12 protein-coding genes and 1 pseudogene are annotated in these 15616 nt (G+C 61.2%); 10 read left to right on the top strand and 3 right to left on the bottom strand.

Translation table 11 applies throughout. From position 1 onward, the window contains the following. Positions 1–6: 6 nt before the first annotated feature. The 6 genes and pseudogenes from R0V12_RS10990 to R0V12_RS10965 all read left to right on the top strand — a co-directional run bounded on the left by R0V12_RS10990 (position 7) and on the right by R0V12_RS10965 (position 9800). Complete coding sequence (locus tag R0V12_RS10990) at positions 7–3741, top strand: nitrate reductase subunit alpha (protein WP_320072623.1); 3735 nt, start codon at positions 7–9, stop codon at positions 3739–3741. Then, positions 3741–5321 (top strand): annotated as a pseudogene (gene narH / locus R0V12_RS10985) (nitrate reductase subunit beta); the annotation flags it as partial. The gene R0V12_RS10990 and the pseudogene narH, both read left to right, overlap by 1 nt. A gap of 143 nt (positions 5322–5464) precedes the next feature. Further along, entirely contained in the window at positions 5465–6160 is a 696-nt protein-coding gene (gene narJ, locus R0V12_RS10980) for a nitrate reductase molybdenum cofactor assembly chaperone (protein WP_320072622.1), read from the top strand. 15 nt (positions 6161–6175) lie between these two features. Further along, complete coding sequence (narI, locus tag R0V12_RS10975) at positions 6176–6934, top strand: respiratory nitrate reductase subunit gamma (protein ID WP_070362631.1); 759 nt, start codon at positions 6176–6178, stop codon at positions 6932–6934. 120 nt (positions 6935–7054) lie between these two features. Next, positions 7055–7840, top strand: coding sequence for a molybdate ABC transporter substrate-binding protein (gene modA, locus R0V12_RS10970; protein WP_070976325.1), 786 nt, complete (start codon positions 7055–7057; stop codon positions 7838–7840). A 22-nt stretch (positions 7841–7862) separates the two neighbouring features. Beyond that, the gene (locus tag R0V12_RS10965; RefSeq protein ID WP_320072621.1) at positions 7863–9800 is read left to right on the top strand and encodes an ATP-binding cassette domain-containing protein; all 1938 of its coding nucleotides are present in this window, start codon (positions 7863–7865) and stop codon (positions 9798–9800) included. Here the strand turns inward: R0V12_RS10965 and R0V12_RS10960 are convergent. Beyond that, positions 9797–10051 carry a MoaD/ThiS family protein gene (locus R0V12_RS10960; protein ID WP_070479545.1) on the bottom strand — a complete coding sequence of 85 codons (255 nt, stop codon included), beginning with the start codon at positions 10049–10051 and terminating at the stop codon, positions 9797–9799. The two genes, R0V12_RS10965 and R0V12_RS10960, sit on opposite strands and share 4 nt — an antisense overlap. Before the next feature lie 45 nt (positions 10052–10096). Here R0V12_RS10960 and R0V12_RS10955 point away from each other — a divergent pair, with 45 nt between their 5' ends. Genes R0V12_RS10955 through R0V12_RS10940 form a run of 4 tightly spaced genes read left to right on the top strand, consistent with a single transcriptional unit; the run spans position 10097 to position 13254 of the window. Next, entirely contained in the window at positions 10097–11266 is a 1170-nt protein-coding gene (locus tag R0V12_RS10955) for a molybdopterin molybdotransferase MoeA (protein ID WP_320072620.1), read from the top strand. A 9-nt stretch (positions 11267–11275) separates the two neighbouring features. Next, on the top strand, positions 11276–11758 hold the full coding sequence (locus tag R0V12_RS10950; RefSeq protein WP_070976320.1) for a MogA/MoaB family molybdenum cofactor biosynthesis protein: 483 nt from the start codon (positions 11276–11278) through the stop codon (positions 11756–11758). Next, positions 11748–12239 carry a molybdenum cofactor biosynthesis protein MoaE gene (locus R0V12_RS10945; protein ID WP_070362636.1) on the top strand — a complete coding sequence of 164 codons (492 nt, stop codon included), beginning with the start codon at positions 11748–11750 and terminating at the stop codon, positions 12237–12239. The genes R0V12_RS10950 and R0V12_RS10945 overlap by 11 nt, the downstream gene beginning before the upstream one ends. After that, a complete protein-coding gene (locus R0V12_RS10940; RefSeq protein WP_320072619.1) occupies positions 12226–13254 on the top strand; it encodes a ThiF family adenylyltransferase in 1029 nt (342 codons plus the stop codon). The genes R0V12_RS10945 and R0V12_RS10940 overlap by 14 nt, the downstream gene beginning before the upstream one ends. Before the next feature lie 13 nt (positions 13255–13267). On the opposite strand, the gene thrB is transcribed toward R0V12_RS10940, so the two are convergent. Together thrB and R0V12_RS10930 are read right to left on the bottom strand one after the other, a co-directional pair. Next, positions 13268–14197: a homoserine kinase gene (thrB, locus tag R0V12_RS10935; RefSeq protein WP_320072618.1), complete on the bottom strand. Its 930-nt coding sequence runs from the start codon at positions 14195–14197 to the stop codon at positions 13268–13270. Positions 14198–14227: 30 nt separating this feature from the next. Further along, positions 14228–15580, bottom strand: coding sequence for a homoserine dehydrogenase (locus R0V12_RS10930; RefSeq protein WP_320072617.1), 1353 nt, complete (start codon positions 15578–15580; stop codon positions 14228–14230). Positions 15581–15616: the final 36 nt, after the last annotated feature.

Here is a 15616-nt window from a genome sequence, read left to right as displayed (position 1 = left end):
TGAACCATGACTGATGCGACACAGTCCAACCCGCTGTTTAAACTTGGTGGGTTCGTTCGCAAAGGCGACGTCACGCCTTCCGGCCAGCAAATTTTCCTCGAAGGTGGCCGCCAAGCCGACGTGTTCTACCGCAACCGTTGGTCCTTCGACAAGATGGTGCGCTCCACACACGGTGTGAACTGCACCGGTTCCTGTTCCTGGAAGGTCTACGTCAAAGATGGCGTCATCACCTGGGAATCCCAGGCCGTTGACTACCCCACCACTGGCCCTGACTTCCCAGAGTACGAACCTCGAGGGTGCCCACGTGGCGCATCCTTTTCCTGGTACACCTACTCGCCTACGCGCATCCGCTACCCGTACGTGCGCAGCGCATTGCTGGAGATGTACCGCCACGAAAAGAAGCAGCACGACGGCGACCCGGTACTCGCCTGGCGTGCGATCCAGGAAGACCCAGTCAAGCGTCGCGCCTACGTCGGTGCCCGCGGCAAGGGTGGCCTGGTGCGCGTTGCTTACGAAGAAGCCGTCGAGATCGCCGCTGCAGCACACGTTTACACCATCAAGCAGTGGGGCCCGGACCGCATTGCAGGTTTCACAGTGATTCCTGCGATGAGCCAGGTCTCGTACTCTGCTGGTACCCGTTTCTTGGGGCTGATTGGCGGCGCGATGCTGTCCTTCTACGACTGGTATGCAGACCTTCCCCCTGCCTCCCCGCAGACATTCGGCGATCAGACTGACGTGCCAGAGTCCGGTGACTGGTTCAACTCTTCTTACCTGATGATGTGGGGCTCGAACATCCCGGTGACCCGCACCCCGGACTCCCACTTCATGACCGAAGTGCGCTACAAGGGCACCAAGATCGTCGTGGTCTCCCCGGACTACAACGATGCCGCGAAGTTCGCCGACGAGTGGATGCGTATGTCGCCCGGTACCGACGGCGCACTCGCCTTCGCAATGGGCCACGTCATTTTGAGCAAGTTCCACGTTGCTCAGCAACCGCAGTACTTCATGGACTACATGCTCAAGTACACGGATGCACCGTTCCTGGTGGAGCTCGATCAGCTCGAGGACGGCACGTTCGCTCCCGGAAAGTTCCTTACTGCAGACAAGCTTGAGGACGCCACCCTGGCCAATAGCGATAACGCCCAGTACCGCCTGCTCAACATTGAAGCCGACGGCACCGTTGTCGACCCTGGCGGTACCATCGCAGACCACTACAAGACCGATCCCGGTAAGTGGAATCTCCGCCATGACAACGCCAACCCTGTGATGTCGATGGCGGACACCGACTCCTACGGCACCGCCGAAGTGTGCTTCCCACGCTTCGATATGGACGCTTCTCGCGAGGCTTTGGACTCGGACGGCCCGATTGGCGCTGGTGTCTACCGCCGCGGTGTCCCAGTCCGCGAGGTCGGAGGCCGCACCGTTACCACCGTGTACGACATCATGCTGGCACACTACGGCGTGAACCGTCCGTCGCTGCAGCTGCCAGGCTCCTGGCCGGCCGACTTTAACGACGCCTCCGAGGTCGGCACGCCCGCATGGGCAGAAGAGCTGTCCAATGTTCCTGTTGCGCAGATCGAACGAATCGCCACCGAGTTTGCACAAAACGCGTTGGACTCGAAGGGCCGTTCCCAAATCATCATGGGCGCGGGCGTGAACCACTACGTCCACGCGGACTCTATCTACCGCACTTTCCTTGCGCTGACTTCCATGTGTGGCACCCAGGGTGTCAACGGCGGCGGTTGGGCGCACTACGTGGGCCAGGAGAAGCTGCGTCCTCAGTCGGGTTGGAGCCAGTACGCGTTCGCGAATGACTGGAACCGTCCACCACGGCACATGATCACCACCGGTTTCTACTACCTGACTACGTCCCAGTGGCGTTACGACAACTCGAAGGCCTCAAGGATGGCCTCGCCGCTGGCACGTAAGGGCGCGTCGGAAGATAAGTACCTGTCGGAGACACTGGTCGAGGCCATGAAACGTGGTTGGATGCCGTCGTACCCGCAGTTCAACCGCAACCCACTGCTGCTTGCTGAGCAGGCGAAGGAAGCGGGCATGGACGTGAAGGACTACGTCGTCGACCAGTTGGAGTCGGGCCAGATGGAGTTCGCTGCGGAGGATCCGGATGCTCCGGAGAACTGGCCTCGCATCCTGCTGAACTGGCGCACGAACCTGATGGGATTGTCGGCGAAGGGCACCGAGTACTTCCTGCGCCACATGTTGGGCGTTGATTCGGATGTCTCCGCGGAGGAGCTGGCCGAGGGTGAGCGCCCGAAGTCGATTCGCTGGCGCGAAGAGGCACCGATGGGCAAGCTCGATCTGATGATGACTACGGACTTCCGTAACACCTCAACCACCCTGGTGTCAGACATCGTCTTCCCTGCGGCTACCTGGTACGAGAAGAACGACTTGTCCACGACGGACATGCACCCGTTCATCCACACCTTTAACGCTGCGATCAACCCGCCGTGGGAGGCTCGAAGCGACTGGGAGATCTTCCGCGATATGTCCGACGCTGTTTCCCGCATGGCCGGCAAGTGGCTGGGAGTGCAGACGGACGTCGTCACTGCGCCTATCTCTCACGACGCTCCGGATGAGATCAACCCGAACATGGCAAACGGCGTGGTGCCCGATGTCAAGGAAGTCGGCATGGTTCCGGGCCAAACGATGGCAAAGTTGGTTCCAGTTGAGCGTGATTACACCAAGATCTTCGAGAAGTGGATGTCTTTCGGCCCACTGACCGAGAAGGCTGGCACGAATGTACACGGCACGCCGTTTAACGTCGAAAAGCAGGTTGGTGAGCTCTTCGGCATGAACGGCGTCGCTGAAACTGCCTCTGCGGGTGACCGGCCTGCACTGAACTCCGCCGTGAAGGCAGCACAGGCGATCCTTCACCTTTCGGGTGTGTCCAACGGTGAGGTTGCGCGCAACGGCTTCGAGAATCTGGGCAAGATGCTCGGCTCGGACACAAGCGAGTTCTGGGAAGGCACCGAGGACGCCCAGATCGTCTGGGACAAGGTCAAGGAACGCCCGCAAGAAGTCATTACCTCTCCTGAGTGGTCCGGCGACAAGCGTGATGGACGCCGCTACACCGCGTTCTCCCTGAACCTGGCGATGGATAAGCCTTGGAACACGCTCTCCGGTCGTATGCACTACTTCATCGACCACGACTGGTTCATCGACTACGGCGAGCAGCTTCCTGTGTTCAAGCCACCGCTTGACCGCATGCGTCTCAACGGCGAGACTCGCCCAGGCGAGGTCCTCAAGGGTGAGGACGGCAACCCGGAGATCACGGTGCGCTACCTCACCCCACACAACAAGTGGTCGATCCACTCCCAGTACTTCGACAACCTCCACGTCCTCTCCATCTCCCGCGGTGGGCAGGTTGTGTGGATGTCTGACACGGATGCACAGAAGATCGGTGTCAAGGACAATGAGTGGGTTGAGCTCTACAACCGCAACGGCGTTGTCTCGGCGCGTGCTGTGGTCACCCACCGTATTCCGGAGGGGACGGTCATCATGAACCACGCGCAGGAACGCACAGTGGGCACACCGCTGAACGAGCGCTCCGGCCGACGTGGCGGCACGCACAACTCGCTGACCCGCATCACCATTAAGCCACTGCATGTGGCTGGTGGCTACGGTCACTTGACTTACGGATTCAACTACATTGGCCCAACCGGCAACAACCGCGACGAGGTTACCCGCATCCGTCGTCGCTCCCAGGAGGTGCAGTACTAATGCGAGTAATGGCGCAAATTGCCATGGTCATGAACCTGGATAAGTGCATCGGATGCCATACGTGTTCGGTGACCTGTAAGCAGGCATGGACCAACCGTGAAGGCACGGAGTACATCTGGTTCAACAACGTTGAAACCCGTCCCGGCGTGGGCTACCCGCGCTCGTGGGAGGACCAGGACAAGTGGAAGGGCGGCTGGAAGCTTGACGGCAGCGGCAAGCTCAAGCCACGCCAGGGTGGGCGTATCAAGCGTCTGGCCACTATTTTCCACAACCCGAACATGCCGACGATCGAGGACTACTACGAGCCGTGGACCTATGAGTACGAGAAGCTCATTAGCGCCCCGGCTGGGCAGAAGACGCAGCCGACTGCGCGTCCGAAGTCGCAGATCACCGGCAAGCCAATCGACACAATCTCCTGGTCTTCGAACTGGGATGACAACCTTGGTGGCTCGACTGCGACCATGGACGAGGACCGCGTCCTGGAGAAGATGAACCTGGAGGTCAAGAAGGAAATTGAAGAGTCCTTCATGTTCTACCTTCCGCGCATCTGCGAGCACTGCCTGAACCCAACGTGTGTGTCTTCCTGCCCGTCGGGCGCGATGTACAAGCGCACGGAGGACGGCATCGTCCTGGTCGACCAGGACAGCTGCCGTGGCTGGCGCATGTGCGTCTCGGGCTGCCCTTACAAGAAGGTGTACTTCAACCACAAGACAGGCAAGGCCGAAAAGTGTACGTTGTGCTACCCGCGTATTGAGGTTGGCCAGCCGACGGTGTGCTCGGAAACCTGCGTGGGCCGCCTGCGCTACCTTGGTGTGCTGCTCTACGACGCGGACCGTGTTGCCGAAGCGGCGTCGACACCCGATGAGAAGGATCTGTTTGAGGCGCAGAAGTCGCTCTTCCTCGACCCTCGCGACCCTGAGGTCGTCCGGGCTGCGACCGAAGAGGGCATCCCTCACTCTTGGATCGAGGCTGCGCAGAACTCCCCGATCTACGATCTGATCTTCACGTACGGTGTGGCGCTGCCGCTACACCCAGAGTTCCGCACACTGCCGATGGTGTGGTACATCCCGTCGCTGTCGCCGATCGTCGATCAGGTGACCAAGACTGGCGCTGACGGCGAAGACCACAAGGTACTGCTCAGCGCGATCTCCAACATGCGTATCCCACTCGAGTACCAGGCTGGCCTGTTCACTGCAGGTGACACCGTCCCAGTCGAGCTTTCGCTGCGTAGGCTCGCCGCGATGCGTTCCTACATGCGCGACATCAACCTAGGCCAGCCGACGAACGAGGCGATTGCGAGCGCAGTCGGTATGACTGGCAAAGACCTGGAAGCGATGTATCGCCTGCTGGCGATCGCCAAGTACGACGACCGCTATGTCATCCCGACCACCTCGCCGGAGACCCCGCGTGGTGTTTCCTCGCTGGATCCGTTTGGTGGCGTCGACCCTGCCAGTGGCGACCTGATGGCCAACCTGGGCATGGGTGCGCCGAGCGCCTGCCACGAAGAGGCCGACAACGCGCAGCCTGGCAAGGTGTCCCTCATGTCGTGGACCGGCGACCGTCCTGACGCGATGTTCCCCACCGCGTTGAAGACTCGCGAGCCGAAGACTGCAAGCGAGAACTACCGCCCTGCTGCTCCGGAAGCATCGACTCCAACGCCGAACCCGGTTGAGGAAGGACCGAGTGCTGACGGCAACGTCGCGCGACGCGAGGGTGAGCAGTAATGAGCACCCGAACCCAAATCGGGGTTGTACCCGAGGATCTAGTGGCACCAGTGGCGTGCGATACGCTGCAGCGTCAGATCGCAGCGATGGCGCTCAGCCTCACGTTGCGGTACCCAGAAGAGGAGTTCTTCTCCACGCTGGAGACCGTCGAGGAGCAGCTCGGGCTGCTTCCAGGCCCTATTGCTGCAGAAATCGCGGAGTTCATCGGCAGGGCACGTAGCCTCGGACTTCTGCCACTCCAGGAGCACTACGTCGAGACCTTCGACCAGCGGCGTCGCTGCGCGCTGCACCTCTCCTACTACTCGGTTGGTGATACCCGCCAGCGCGGTGCCGCGATCTTGGCGTTTCGCCAACAGTTGGCAGGTCTAGGGATGGAAGAGATCTCGGAGGAGCTGCCGGACCACCTTTGCGTCGTCCTGGAAGCGCTTGCGTTCGCTGACTCCGACTCCCAACAGCACGCGTTAGAGATGATTGCCGCGCACCGAGACGGCCTCGAGGTGCTGCGTCACGCTCTGGTCGGACTGGGTAGCCCGTACGCTCACTTGCTCACGGCTGTGTGCATGTTGCTGCCCAGCATCGACGAGGAAACTATCGCTCGCTACATCAACCTGATTCGCCAGGGCCCTCCTGCGGAGATGGTCGGTATTGAAACTACTCCCCTGCCGTTTCCAACGGCATCTCCCAACCACAGTTAAAGGACTGAACTCACTATGACTGGTATTGAAGAATTCCTGTGGGTGGCCTTTCCCTGGTTGGCCATCGCTGCGTTTGTCATCGGCATTATCTGGCGCTGGCGTTATGACCAGATGGGCTGGACTACCCACTCGTCACAGATTTACGAATCGAAGTTGCTGCGGCTTTCCTCGCCACTGTTCCACTGGGGCATGGTCTTCGTGGTCATTGGCCACCTCATGGGCCTAGCGATTCCGAAGACTTGGACCCGAGGCATGGGCATCAGCGATCACGCCTACCATCTCATCGCAACGATTCCTGGCACGATTGCGGGTATCGCCGTGGTGTTGGGGTTGCTCGGCTTGCTCTACCGTCGTGTGGTCAACCGTTCGGTGTTCTTATCGACGGCCACCTCCGACAAGTTCATGTATGTGTTCTTGACAATCGCGATCTGCTCCGGCTTTATCGCGACTGTCTCGACGCAGGTCTTCGGTGTGCCCGGCGGATACGATTACCGCGAAACGATTTCGCCGTGGCTGCGCCAGCTGCTGATTTTCAACCCGATGCCGGACCTGATGGTGCAGGCTCCGTGGCAGTTTAAGGTCCACGTGCTTGCTGGCTTCACATTGATTGCATGTTGGCCATTCACCCGCCTCGTCCACGCATTTTCTGCACCGGTGGGTTACTCCACTAGGCCGTACGTGGTCTACCGCTCGCGCGGTGAAGAGGTCCAGGGCCGCCGCTCTGAGGCCCAGTGGGAGCCGATCCGCTCGAACGGACGTCAATTGAAGCGCTAGTGCTTCAACCCGCTCGCCAGTGCTGCCCCCGGAGCTCTTCTTCCGGGGGCATTCTTCGTGTCTACCCCTTTTTTAAGATAATTTATATTCATATTCAAACCACTACTCGAAGGAGTTCTCATGCGCTCTACTCGCCTTGCCACATTGTTCGTGGCTGCCCTGGCCGCGACCGGTCTGACCGCCTGCGCCGGTGGCACCGATTCCGAAAGCGCCGCCTCAAAAGCACCGACCGCTGAGGCACCCAGCGACCTCATCGTGATGGGCGCGGCTTCCACGCGCGTACTCAACGAGGACCTTTCGGAAATGTCGGAGAACAACCTCGAGTTCGTCAACGCCGGCTCCTCTGACCTGGTGCAGCAACTGAAGGAGGGCGCACCTGGTGACGTGTTGATCACAGCTGACCAGAAGAATATGGACAAAGCTGTCGAGGCGGGCGTCGCAAAGGATCCGAAAGTCGTGGCGACGAACTCGATGGTGCTCGTGGTGCCGAAAGGCAACCCAGCAGGCATCAAGAGCGTCGAGGATGTCCAAAAAGAGGATGTGAACCTGGTTGTGTGTGATGCGCAGGTCCCATGTGGCTCGGTGACCAACGAGCTTGTCGCGGCGAACAATCTCACCATCAACCCTGTATCTCTGGAACACAGCGTCTCCGACACCCTGGGCAAGGTTGTCTCCGGCGAGGCCGACGCTGGCTTCGTGTACCGCACCGACGCTGCTGCAGCTGGTGATGGCGTTGAGGTTCTCAATATCCCTCACGCTAATGAGAAGCCGAACTCCCTCGTCGCCGCTGTAACCACCAACACCACCGACGAGGCTGCCGCGCAGAATCTCTTCGAACTGCTTGCAAGCCCAGAAATGGCCGTGGTGTGGGAGAAGTACGGCTTCACCCCTGCTGCGCAACAGTAACCACCGGGTAGAGTCCGTATTCATGCAGCAATCAACGCTTCGCCAGGCCCCACGCCAGACACCAATGTTGGTGTGGGGCCTGGCGCTTCTTGCACTCGCCGCCATTGTGCTGCCGATCCTGGCGCTTGGTGCACGTGTGCCATGGGACCAGCTCGGTGAGATCCTTGCCTCCGCATCGACACAGCAGTTGCTCCGCGTCACGCTGCGCTCCGCTGTCCTGGCGTGCGTCATCACACTCCTGCTGGGCACACCGCTTGCGCTATGGATGCAACACTTGCGACGAGGTGCAGGCCTTGCGCGAGTACTCGTGCTACTTCCGCTAGCGATGCCGCCGGTCGTCGGTGGTTTAGCGCTCAGCGCGTTTCTCGGACGCCGAGGCTTGGCTGCGCCGCTGTTGGACGCGCTGCATATTCAGTTCGCGTTCGCGTTTCCGGGTGTCGTCGCTGCACATGTGTTCGTTGCGCTGCCGTTCGTTGTCATCACACTTGACGCGGCGCTGCGGCAACTCGATCCGGAGATTACATACTCGGCCGCAGGCGTGGGGCTGAGCCCCTCGACGATTACTCGCAAGATAATCCTGCCTGCAATCGCGCCCTCACTCGTCTCTGCGGCCGGGCTGGCGTTTGCGCGCTCGCTCGGCGAGTTCGGCACCACGTTGACCTTCGCCGGCTCTATGCCTGGCACAACGCGCACCATGCCGTTGGGTATCTATATTGCCCGCGAAGTGGATCAAGACGTCGCGTATGGGCTATCAGCCATCCTCATCGCACTGGCGGTGCTCACACTTGCCGCATCGACGCTGCCGACGGTATTTCTGTCGCGTACGCGCTCCCGTGAAGTCGCTCGCGCCACCCACGAGGTGGACACGGAACGGCTGCGCCTACTGACAAGCCCCGAGGACGGGGGCGTACCCGTCGTCATCGGTGAAACAACGTTCCCTGCGAACGCCACGACGGCGCTCATAGGCTTGAACGGCTCGGGGAAGACCACTCTGGTAGACAGAATTGCAGGGCGCCTCGGCGGTTTGCGCACCTTGATCGGCGACCGCGTGGTTGATGCGGGCACGTCGTCGAGCAAGCTTGTCCCGGCGCACAAACGCGGAGTTGTGTTGCTTACCCAGAACCCCGGTCTGCCACCTACGTCGACCCCACTGAAGGCTGTCGCGATGGTCACTGGCAGCAAACAGCGCGCACTTGAGCTGCTGACCTCAGCGGGCCTGTGCGACCTTGCCGACGTCCCCGTCCGTGCTCTCTCTGGCGGTCAAGCATCGCAGGTGTCGCTAGTACGAGCGCTTGCCCCGCGCCCCCGCGTGCTAATTCTTGACGAACCACTCGCTGCGATCGACGTGAACTCTGCGCATCACTGGCGCCAGGTACTGCGGGCTACGGCGCACGACCGCACCACGATCGTGATTACGCACAACCCATTGGACGTGGCCAACCTTGCGGAATACGTCGCGGTAATGGACCGAGGCAACATCATCAGCCTGCGGCCGACGGCCGAGGAGCTTAAAGTTCCGGCGACACAGTTTTCTGCACGGCTCGCTGGTGTGAACTGGTTGCCCGCTAGCGTGAACTGGATTCCAGCGCACATGGTGGGTGCCGCGCACCAAGGTTCCGTTGCGCGCGTGGCAACCACAGTCGGTGAGCTCACCGGTGTCGCCTCAGAGCAGTGCGAGCAGCATGAGCATGCCGTCGCAGTCTTCGCGCCGCAGGACGTCTCGCTGCACGTCCCAGCCGGAGCAGCGCCGGGAGATTACAACTCGCTGGAGGCCACCGTGGCCACAGTCGATGTCAGTACCTCAGGTGGCCTCACTGTGGAGCTCGACGTCCACGGTGCGGTTGTGGCGCTCCCGGTCCAGCGTCAGGAGGCACTCGATGCGGGCATTGAGCCCGGCGCATCTGTAACGTGCTACGTCAAAACGGATGACATCGCCATCTACCCAAAGCCGACGGATTAGCCCCCGGCGAACGGTGGCAACACATCAACGCGCTCAGCGGACTCGAGCGAGTCAGTCTGCTGGGCACGTTTTCCGTCGATCAGGAAGGTGCAGCGCGCCAGGATGTCTGCGAGCGTTTGGCCTGCGTCGGTGGTGCCGTTGTGGCGCGAAGCGGCGTCGGTAAGCAGTTCCTGCAGTGTGGCAAAGTTCCCAACTTCTTCCTGTGCGACGCCTGTGGCCGCGCGTGCGGCGGCAAAGTAGTGAATTTGCATGTCGTCCATGGTAGCGAACTGGTGGTGGCGCGTAGAGTAGGCGCCATGACACGAACTACTGAGGAGCACCTGAGTGCGGTGCGCGAGGCCGTCGGCCCTCGGCTTTCGGAGCGCATCAGCGTCGTTGAAGCTGGCAAGCAGCAGCGTGTGCTCGCGGCCGATGTTGTTGCCGTGCGCGAGCAACCGACCTTCGATAACTCGCAAATGGACGGGTACGCGTTGACACAGGTGGAAGCGCACACGGCGACGATCGGCCCGACGATTGCCGCAGGCGCTGACCCCGACGAACTGTATCCAGAAGGCCTGCAGGGCGTTGTGGCGCCGATCATGACCGGCGCGAAGCTTCCTCGTGGCACGGTAGCAGTCGTCCCAGTTGAGCGTTGCACCCCGCCGACGTTCGGGGCAACTGGTGAACCTGTCAAGATCCCTGAGGTCAAGCGTGGTCAGTTCATGCGCCTTGCGGGCAGCGATATCCAGCCCGGGGCTTGCATTGCGCATCGCGGTGATGGAGTGACACCGGCGCTTGTTGGCGCCGCGATCAGCCAGGGAATCGAGACCGTTGAGGTCGAGCGCACTGCGCGCATCTTAGTGATCACGGGTGGCGCTGAGGTCTCCCCGAGCGACCAGGCCACAGGCCCCGCGACAATTCCGGACTCGAACGGTCCGATGCTTGAGGCGCTAGCCGCGCGCCATGACATCGAGGTTGTAGCGCGCCTGCTGACCAACGACGATCCTGAGGCGCTCGAGCGAGAGGTCGCAGCAGCGGTTGAGGAGTACCAACCGGATGCGATTGTGACCTCAGGCGGGATCAGCCACGGCAAGTTCGAGGTCATCCGTCAGGTGTTTACGGATGGCTGGTACGGACATGTCGCTCAACAGCCCGGCGGGCCACAAGGCATCTCTGCGTTTCATGGTGTGCCTGTGCTGAGCCTGCCAGGCAACCCGATTTCCACCATCGTGTCATTCGTCCTGTACGTCGCACCAGTGTTGGGACGCGCGTCGGCTCCCGTACGCGTAGCTATAGATACAGATGTCGTTGGAATCGCCGGCAAGGATCAGTTCCTGCGTGGTGAAATTCGAGAGGGCCTTGCGCATCCGTACCACGGTACAAGCTCGCACCTGCTTACCCAGGGTGCCACTGCGACCTGCCTGATCCGCATTCCCGCCGCGGCTACGGTTCCCGCGGGTACACCAGTCATGGTCTATCCGCTGTAGATTGTGCCTATGAATACCAATCAACGTACTGCACGGGTTATCGTGGCTTCTACGCGAGCAGCCGCTGGTGTCTACGAGGACAAGTCAGGTCCGATCGCGGTCGGGTTCCTGCGGGAAGCGGGGTTCGACACCCCCGACGCCACCGTCGTGGCCGATGCCGACCTTTCGGATGCAGTCCATGAGGCACTCGCCGCTTCCCCGTCAGTACTGCTGACCTCGGGCGGAACCGGCATTACACCGGATGACCAAACGGTTGATATTGTGGAGCCTCTGTTGGACCGGCAGCTGCCAGGTATCGTGCACGCGTTCTGGGCCTATGGTCAGCAGCAAGTCGCGACGGCAGTGCTGTCGCGTGCTGTCGCCGGAGTGGCGGGTCGCACGTTTGTCATGACACTGCCAGGTTCACGCGGCGGGGTGAAGGACGGGTGTGCCGTGCTCGCTCCCCTGCTCGACCACATCACTGCACTCATAGAAGGATCACATGAGCACTAGTTCACAACCAGCCTCTACTTCGGACCCACAGTTCGTCGCCGAGCAGGTCAATACCGTCATCGGCGCACGCATTACCGAAACGCCGCTTGAGCAGTTCGCTGCGGATGCGGCCACGGCTACAATGACGCGCTCCATGGGTGCGCTCGTCCGCTTTGAGGGCGTTGTCCGCGACCATGACGGCGGGCAGGCAGTGCGTTCGCTGACGTACGAATCACACCCCAGCGCCCAAGACGAGCTCCGCGCGATTGTCGAAGACATCGCCCAACAACACCCGGTGCGAATCTGGGCCGCCCACCGAGTCGGCTCCGTGCCGATCGGCGAGATGGCGTTCCTGGTCCTCGTGGCCAGTGCGCACCGCGCCGAGGCATTCGCCGCCTGTGAAGAGGTCACCAACAGAGTGAAATCACAGGTCCCAATATGGAAAGAGCAGTCCATGGCGGACGGCGCAACGCAGTGGGTTGGTATCGATGACGCTCGATGAGCGCTACCTACGGCAAACCACACTCATCGGCGAGAGGAAGCAGCAACAACTTTTCGACGCCCACGTCGTTGTTCTTGGCGCCGGAGGCTTGGGGTCTCCGACCCTGCTGTACTTAGCTGGTGCCGGCGTCGGCACGATCACTGTCATCGACGACGACCGGGTGGATCTGTCCAATCTGCACCGGCAGGTCATCCATACCACCGCTGCCATCGGTACCGCAAAGACGGCGTCGGCAAAGGCACAGATGCTGGCGTTGAACCCGAATATCAACGTCCGCACTGTATCTGATCGTCTCACCTGGGATAACGCACTGCAGCTGCTCAGTGACGCTGACATCATCGTCGACGGCACTGACAACTTCCAGACTCGCCACATCGCATCGCACGCGGCCGCGCGCCTGGGCGTGCCGCACGTGTGGGGGTCAATCCTCGGGTTTGAAGCACAACTCACGGTGTTCTGGGCAGGCCACGGGCCAATCTACGAGGACCTCTTCCCCGCTCCACCAGCACCAGGCAGCGTGCCCTCTTGTTCCCAGGCAGGCGTGGTCGGGCCACTTGTGGGCGTTGTCGGGTCCGCGATGGCGATGGAAACCATCAAGCTCATCACCGGACTCGGTTCGCCACTAATTGGCCAGATTGGCTACTTCGACTCACTCACAGGTATGTGGGAGTACGTGCCGCTTGTCGCAGACCCAGAGGTCACTGAGCGCGTGCGTACGAGCGCACCTCTACAAGGACCGGCGGAGGTCACCACCATTCCGGAAGGCGCCACGATTCTCGACGTCCGCGAGCCCGAAGAGTTCGCTGACTTCCACCTTGACGGCGCCATCAACGTGCCGCTCGGCACCATTATCGATGGCTACACACCGCCAGAAGCGCAGCCCGGCACCATTGTGGTGTGCGCCCGAGGGGCGCGCTCAGCGCAAGCTGTTGCAGCGCTCGATGCGCGCGGCGTGACCGGCACAGCGAGCCTGCGCGGGGGCGTCGAACAGTTCCGCCCCCTTTCAGGCCTGTAACAGCCAGGACGGATTAAGCGCGGGTCAGCTCGCCGCGTACCGGACCCGCTACCTCGAGCTCGATGACGCGTAGTTCGGCCTCGCGGGCGTCGTCAAGCAACTCCTCGTCAACGTCCGTCGTGGTCAGAACCAGCGCGGTCGGGCCCGCACCAGAGACGAAGGCTGCGTAGCCGCGGTTGCGCAAGCGGTTGACCCACTCAGCGGTCACCGGCAGCACGTCGGCACGGTACGGCTGGTGCAGGCGGTCGCGGGTGCCCTCCCAGAGCAGCTCGGGGTGGGACTGGATGGCAACCGTCATCACCGCGGTACGCGACACGTTGAAACGCGCGTCCGTGTGCGTGACGTGGCTCGGCAACACCTGCCGCACCGCGTTGGTCGAGGCGTGGAAGTTCGGCACCAGCGCCACCGCACGAATCGAGGGATCCACGGGGACCCCGACAGCCCGGTAGACCGGATGCGATACACCATCGACAGGAATCTCGGTCCAGGAGACAACCGCCCCGCCGAGCACAGATGCGGCAGCATTATCAGGATGCCCCTCGAACGCCGAGGAAAGCTGCACAACTTCCTCTGTGGAAAGCGGGTTACCAGCCAGTGTGTTTGCCGCTACAACGCCTGCGACAGCCGCAGAGGCCGACGAACCAAGCCCACGAGACTGCGGGATGTTGTTCGTGCACACCACGCGAAGGCCTGGAACAGAAACATCAGCAGCCTTGAGGCCAGAACGAATCGCTTTGACTACGAGGTGAGAGCCGTCGCGCGGCAGGTCCTCGGCGCCTTCGCCGAAGATTTCCACCTCAAGCCCGGACTCGATGACCTCAACCTCGACAGTGTCGTAAATGGAGAGAGCGAGCCCCAACGTATCGAAGCCCGGTCCTAAGTTCGCCGACGAACCCGGCACCGTCACAGTCGCCTTTAGGCCTACTTCAATGTCTGTCGCCATGATGTGCTCCTTGTCTGTAGGTATCTCAGCTTAGGCGTCTAGGCGGATCACCGAGTTGATTTGCTGCACATCCGGGTGCTGCGAGAGGCGCTCCACGATGTCACGTAGGTCCTTCTCCAGCGCCTTGTGCGTCACCACGATCAGGTGTGCCTCATCGCCGGACTCCTCCTGGCGCACTGCGGAGAGCGACACGTTTGCCTCCGCAAACTTTCGGGTCAGCTCCGCCAGCACACCAACGCGGTCGTTGACGGTCATGTTCACGTGGTAGCGAGTCGCCACCTCGTCGAAGCCGACCACTGGGTAGTTCGCGTACGGGTTCTCCGCTGGTGCACGGCCGCCGTGCACCTTGTTGCGGGCTGCACCGACCAGGTCGCCCAGCACTGCAGACGCGGTAGGAGCGCCACCAGCACCGTTGCCGTAGAACATCAGGCGGCCAGCAGCCTCAGCTTCGACGAAGATGGCGTTGTACGACTTATCAACGCTCGCCAGCGGGTGCTCGTTCGGGATGAGCGTCGGGTGAACGCGAGCATTAACAGCAGTGGTCTTACCGTTTTCGTCGTAGAGGCGCTCACAGATCGCCAGCAGCTTAATCGTCTGGTTCGACTGCTTCGCCGCGGCAATATCCTCAGCGGTAATCTTCGTGATGCCCTCGCAGGACACATCGTCGAACGTGACTCGTGTGTGGAAGCCCATCGAGGCAAGGATCGCTGCCTTGGAAGCCGCGTCGTGCCCCTCAACGTCGGCGGTCGGATCAGCCTCTGCGTACCCCAAACGGGTCGCCTCAGCGAGTGCTTCCTCGTAGGTCGCTCCAGTCGAAGCCATCGCGTCCAAGATGAAGTTAGTCGTACCGTTCACAATGCCGGAAATGCGCTGAACCTGGTCACCAGCCAACGAACGACGCAACATACCAACAACTGGAATCGCCGCAGCAACCGCTGCCTCATAATAGAGATCGACGCCTACTTCATTCGCGGCGTCGGCAAGCTCAGAACCGTGCGCTGCAACCAGCGCCTTGTTTGCCGTAACAACGGACTTACCTGCCTTCAGAGCAGACAACACCAGTTCACGTGGGTAGTCGATGCCGCCGATGACCTCGACTACAACATCAACGTCATCGCGAGTGATCAGCGAGCGAGCGTCATCAGTCAGCTCAATGCCTTGCGCCTCAGGCGCATCCTTGTGCTTTTCCACGTTGGAGACCGCAACACCGCGCACCTCAAGTGGGCCGCCGATACGCTGCTCAAGATTGTCAGAAAACTCCCGAATGAGGCGAAGCACCTCACTGCCCACAGTGCCTTTCCCCAAAATAGCGACACCGACCGGCTGACCAATTCCCTTACCTGGGTAATTACCGTTACGGCTCTCTGCAGATTCGACCGACATCTCTAGATTCTCTCCTACTTCGATACTGGTACGTTC

The sequence above is a fragment of the Corynebacterium sp. UMB2355A genome, assembly GCF_033877495.1.
In the GTDB taxonomy this organism is placed as follows: domain Bacteria; phylum Actinomycetota; class Actinomycetes; order Mycobacteriales; family Mycobacteriaceae; genus Corynebacterium; species Corynebacterium pseudogenitalium.
Note: the sequence above shows the minus strand (reverse complement) of the source record. Positions and strands in the feature narration are given on the sequence as shown.

Coding starts and splice junctions, on each gene's coding strand:
- R0V12_RS10990 (WP_320072623.1), top strand. CDS start 7: ATGACTGATGCGACACAGTCCAACCCGCTGTTTAAACTTGGTGGGTTC.
- narJ (WP_320072622.1), top strand. CDS start 5,465: ATGAGCACCCGAACCCAAATCGGGGTTGTACCCGAGGATCTAGTGGCA.
- narI (WP_070362631.1), top strand. CDS start 6,176: ATGACTGGTATTGAAGAATTCCTGTGGGTGGCCTTTCCCTGGTTGGCC.
- modA (WP_070976325.1), top strand. CDS start 7,055: ATGCGCTCTACTCGCCTTGCCACATTGTTCGTGGCTGCCCTGGCCGCG.
- R0V12_RS10965 (WP_320072621.1), top strand. CDS start 7,863: ATGCAGCAATCAACGCTTCGCCAGGCCCCACGCCAGACACCAATGTTG.
- R0V12_RS10960 (WP_070479545.1), bottom strand. CDS start 10,051: ATGCAAATTCACTACTTTGCCGCCGCACGCGCGGCCACAGGCGTCGCA.
- R0V12_RS10955 (WP_320072620.1), top strand. CDS start 10,097: ATGACACGAACTACTGAGGAGCACCTGAGTGCGGTGCGCGAGGCCGTC.
- R0V12_RS10950 (WP_070976320.1), top strand. CDS start 11,276: ATGAATACCAATCAACGTACTGCACGGGTTATCGTGGCTTCTACGCGA.
- R0V12_RS10945 (WP_070362636.1), top strand. CDS start 11,748: ATGAGCACTAGTTCACAACCAGCCTCTACTTCGGACCCACAGTTCGTC.
- R0V12_RS10940 (WP_320072619.1), top strand. CDS start 12,226: ATGACGCTCGATGAGCGCTACCTACGGCAAACCACACTCATCGGCGAG.
- thrB (WP_320072618.1), bottom strand. CDS start 14,197: ATGGCGACAGACATTGAAGTAGGCCTAAAGGCGACTGTGACGGTGCCG.
- R0V12_RS10930 (WP_320072617.1), bottom strand. CDS start 15,580: ATGTCGGTCGAATCTGCAGAGAGCCGTAACGGTAATTACCCAGGTAAG.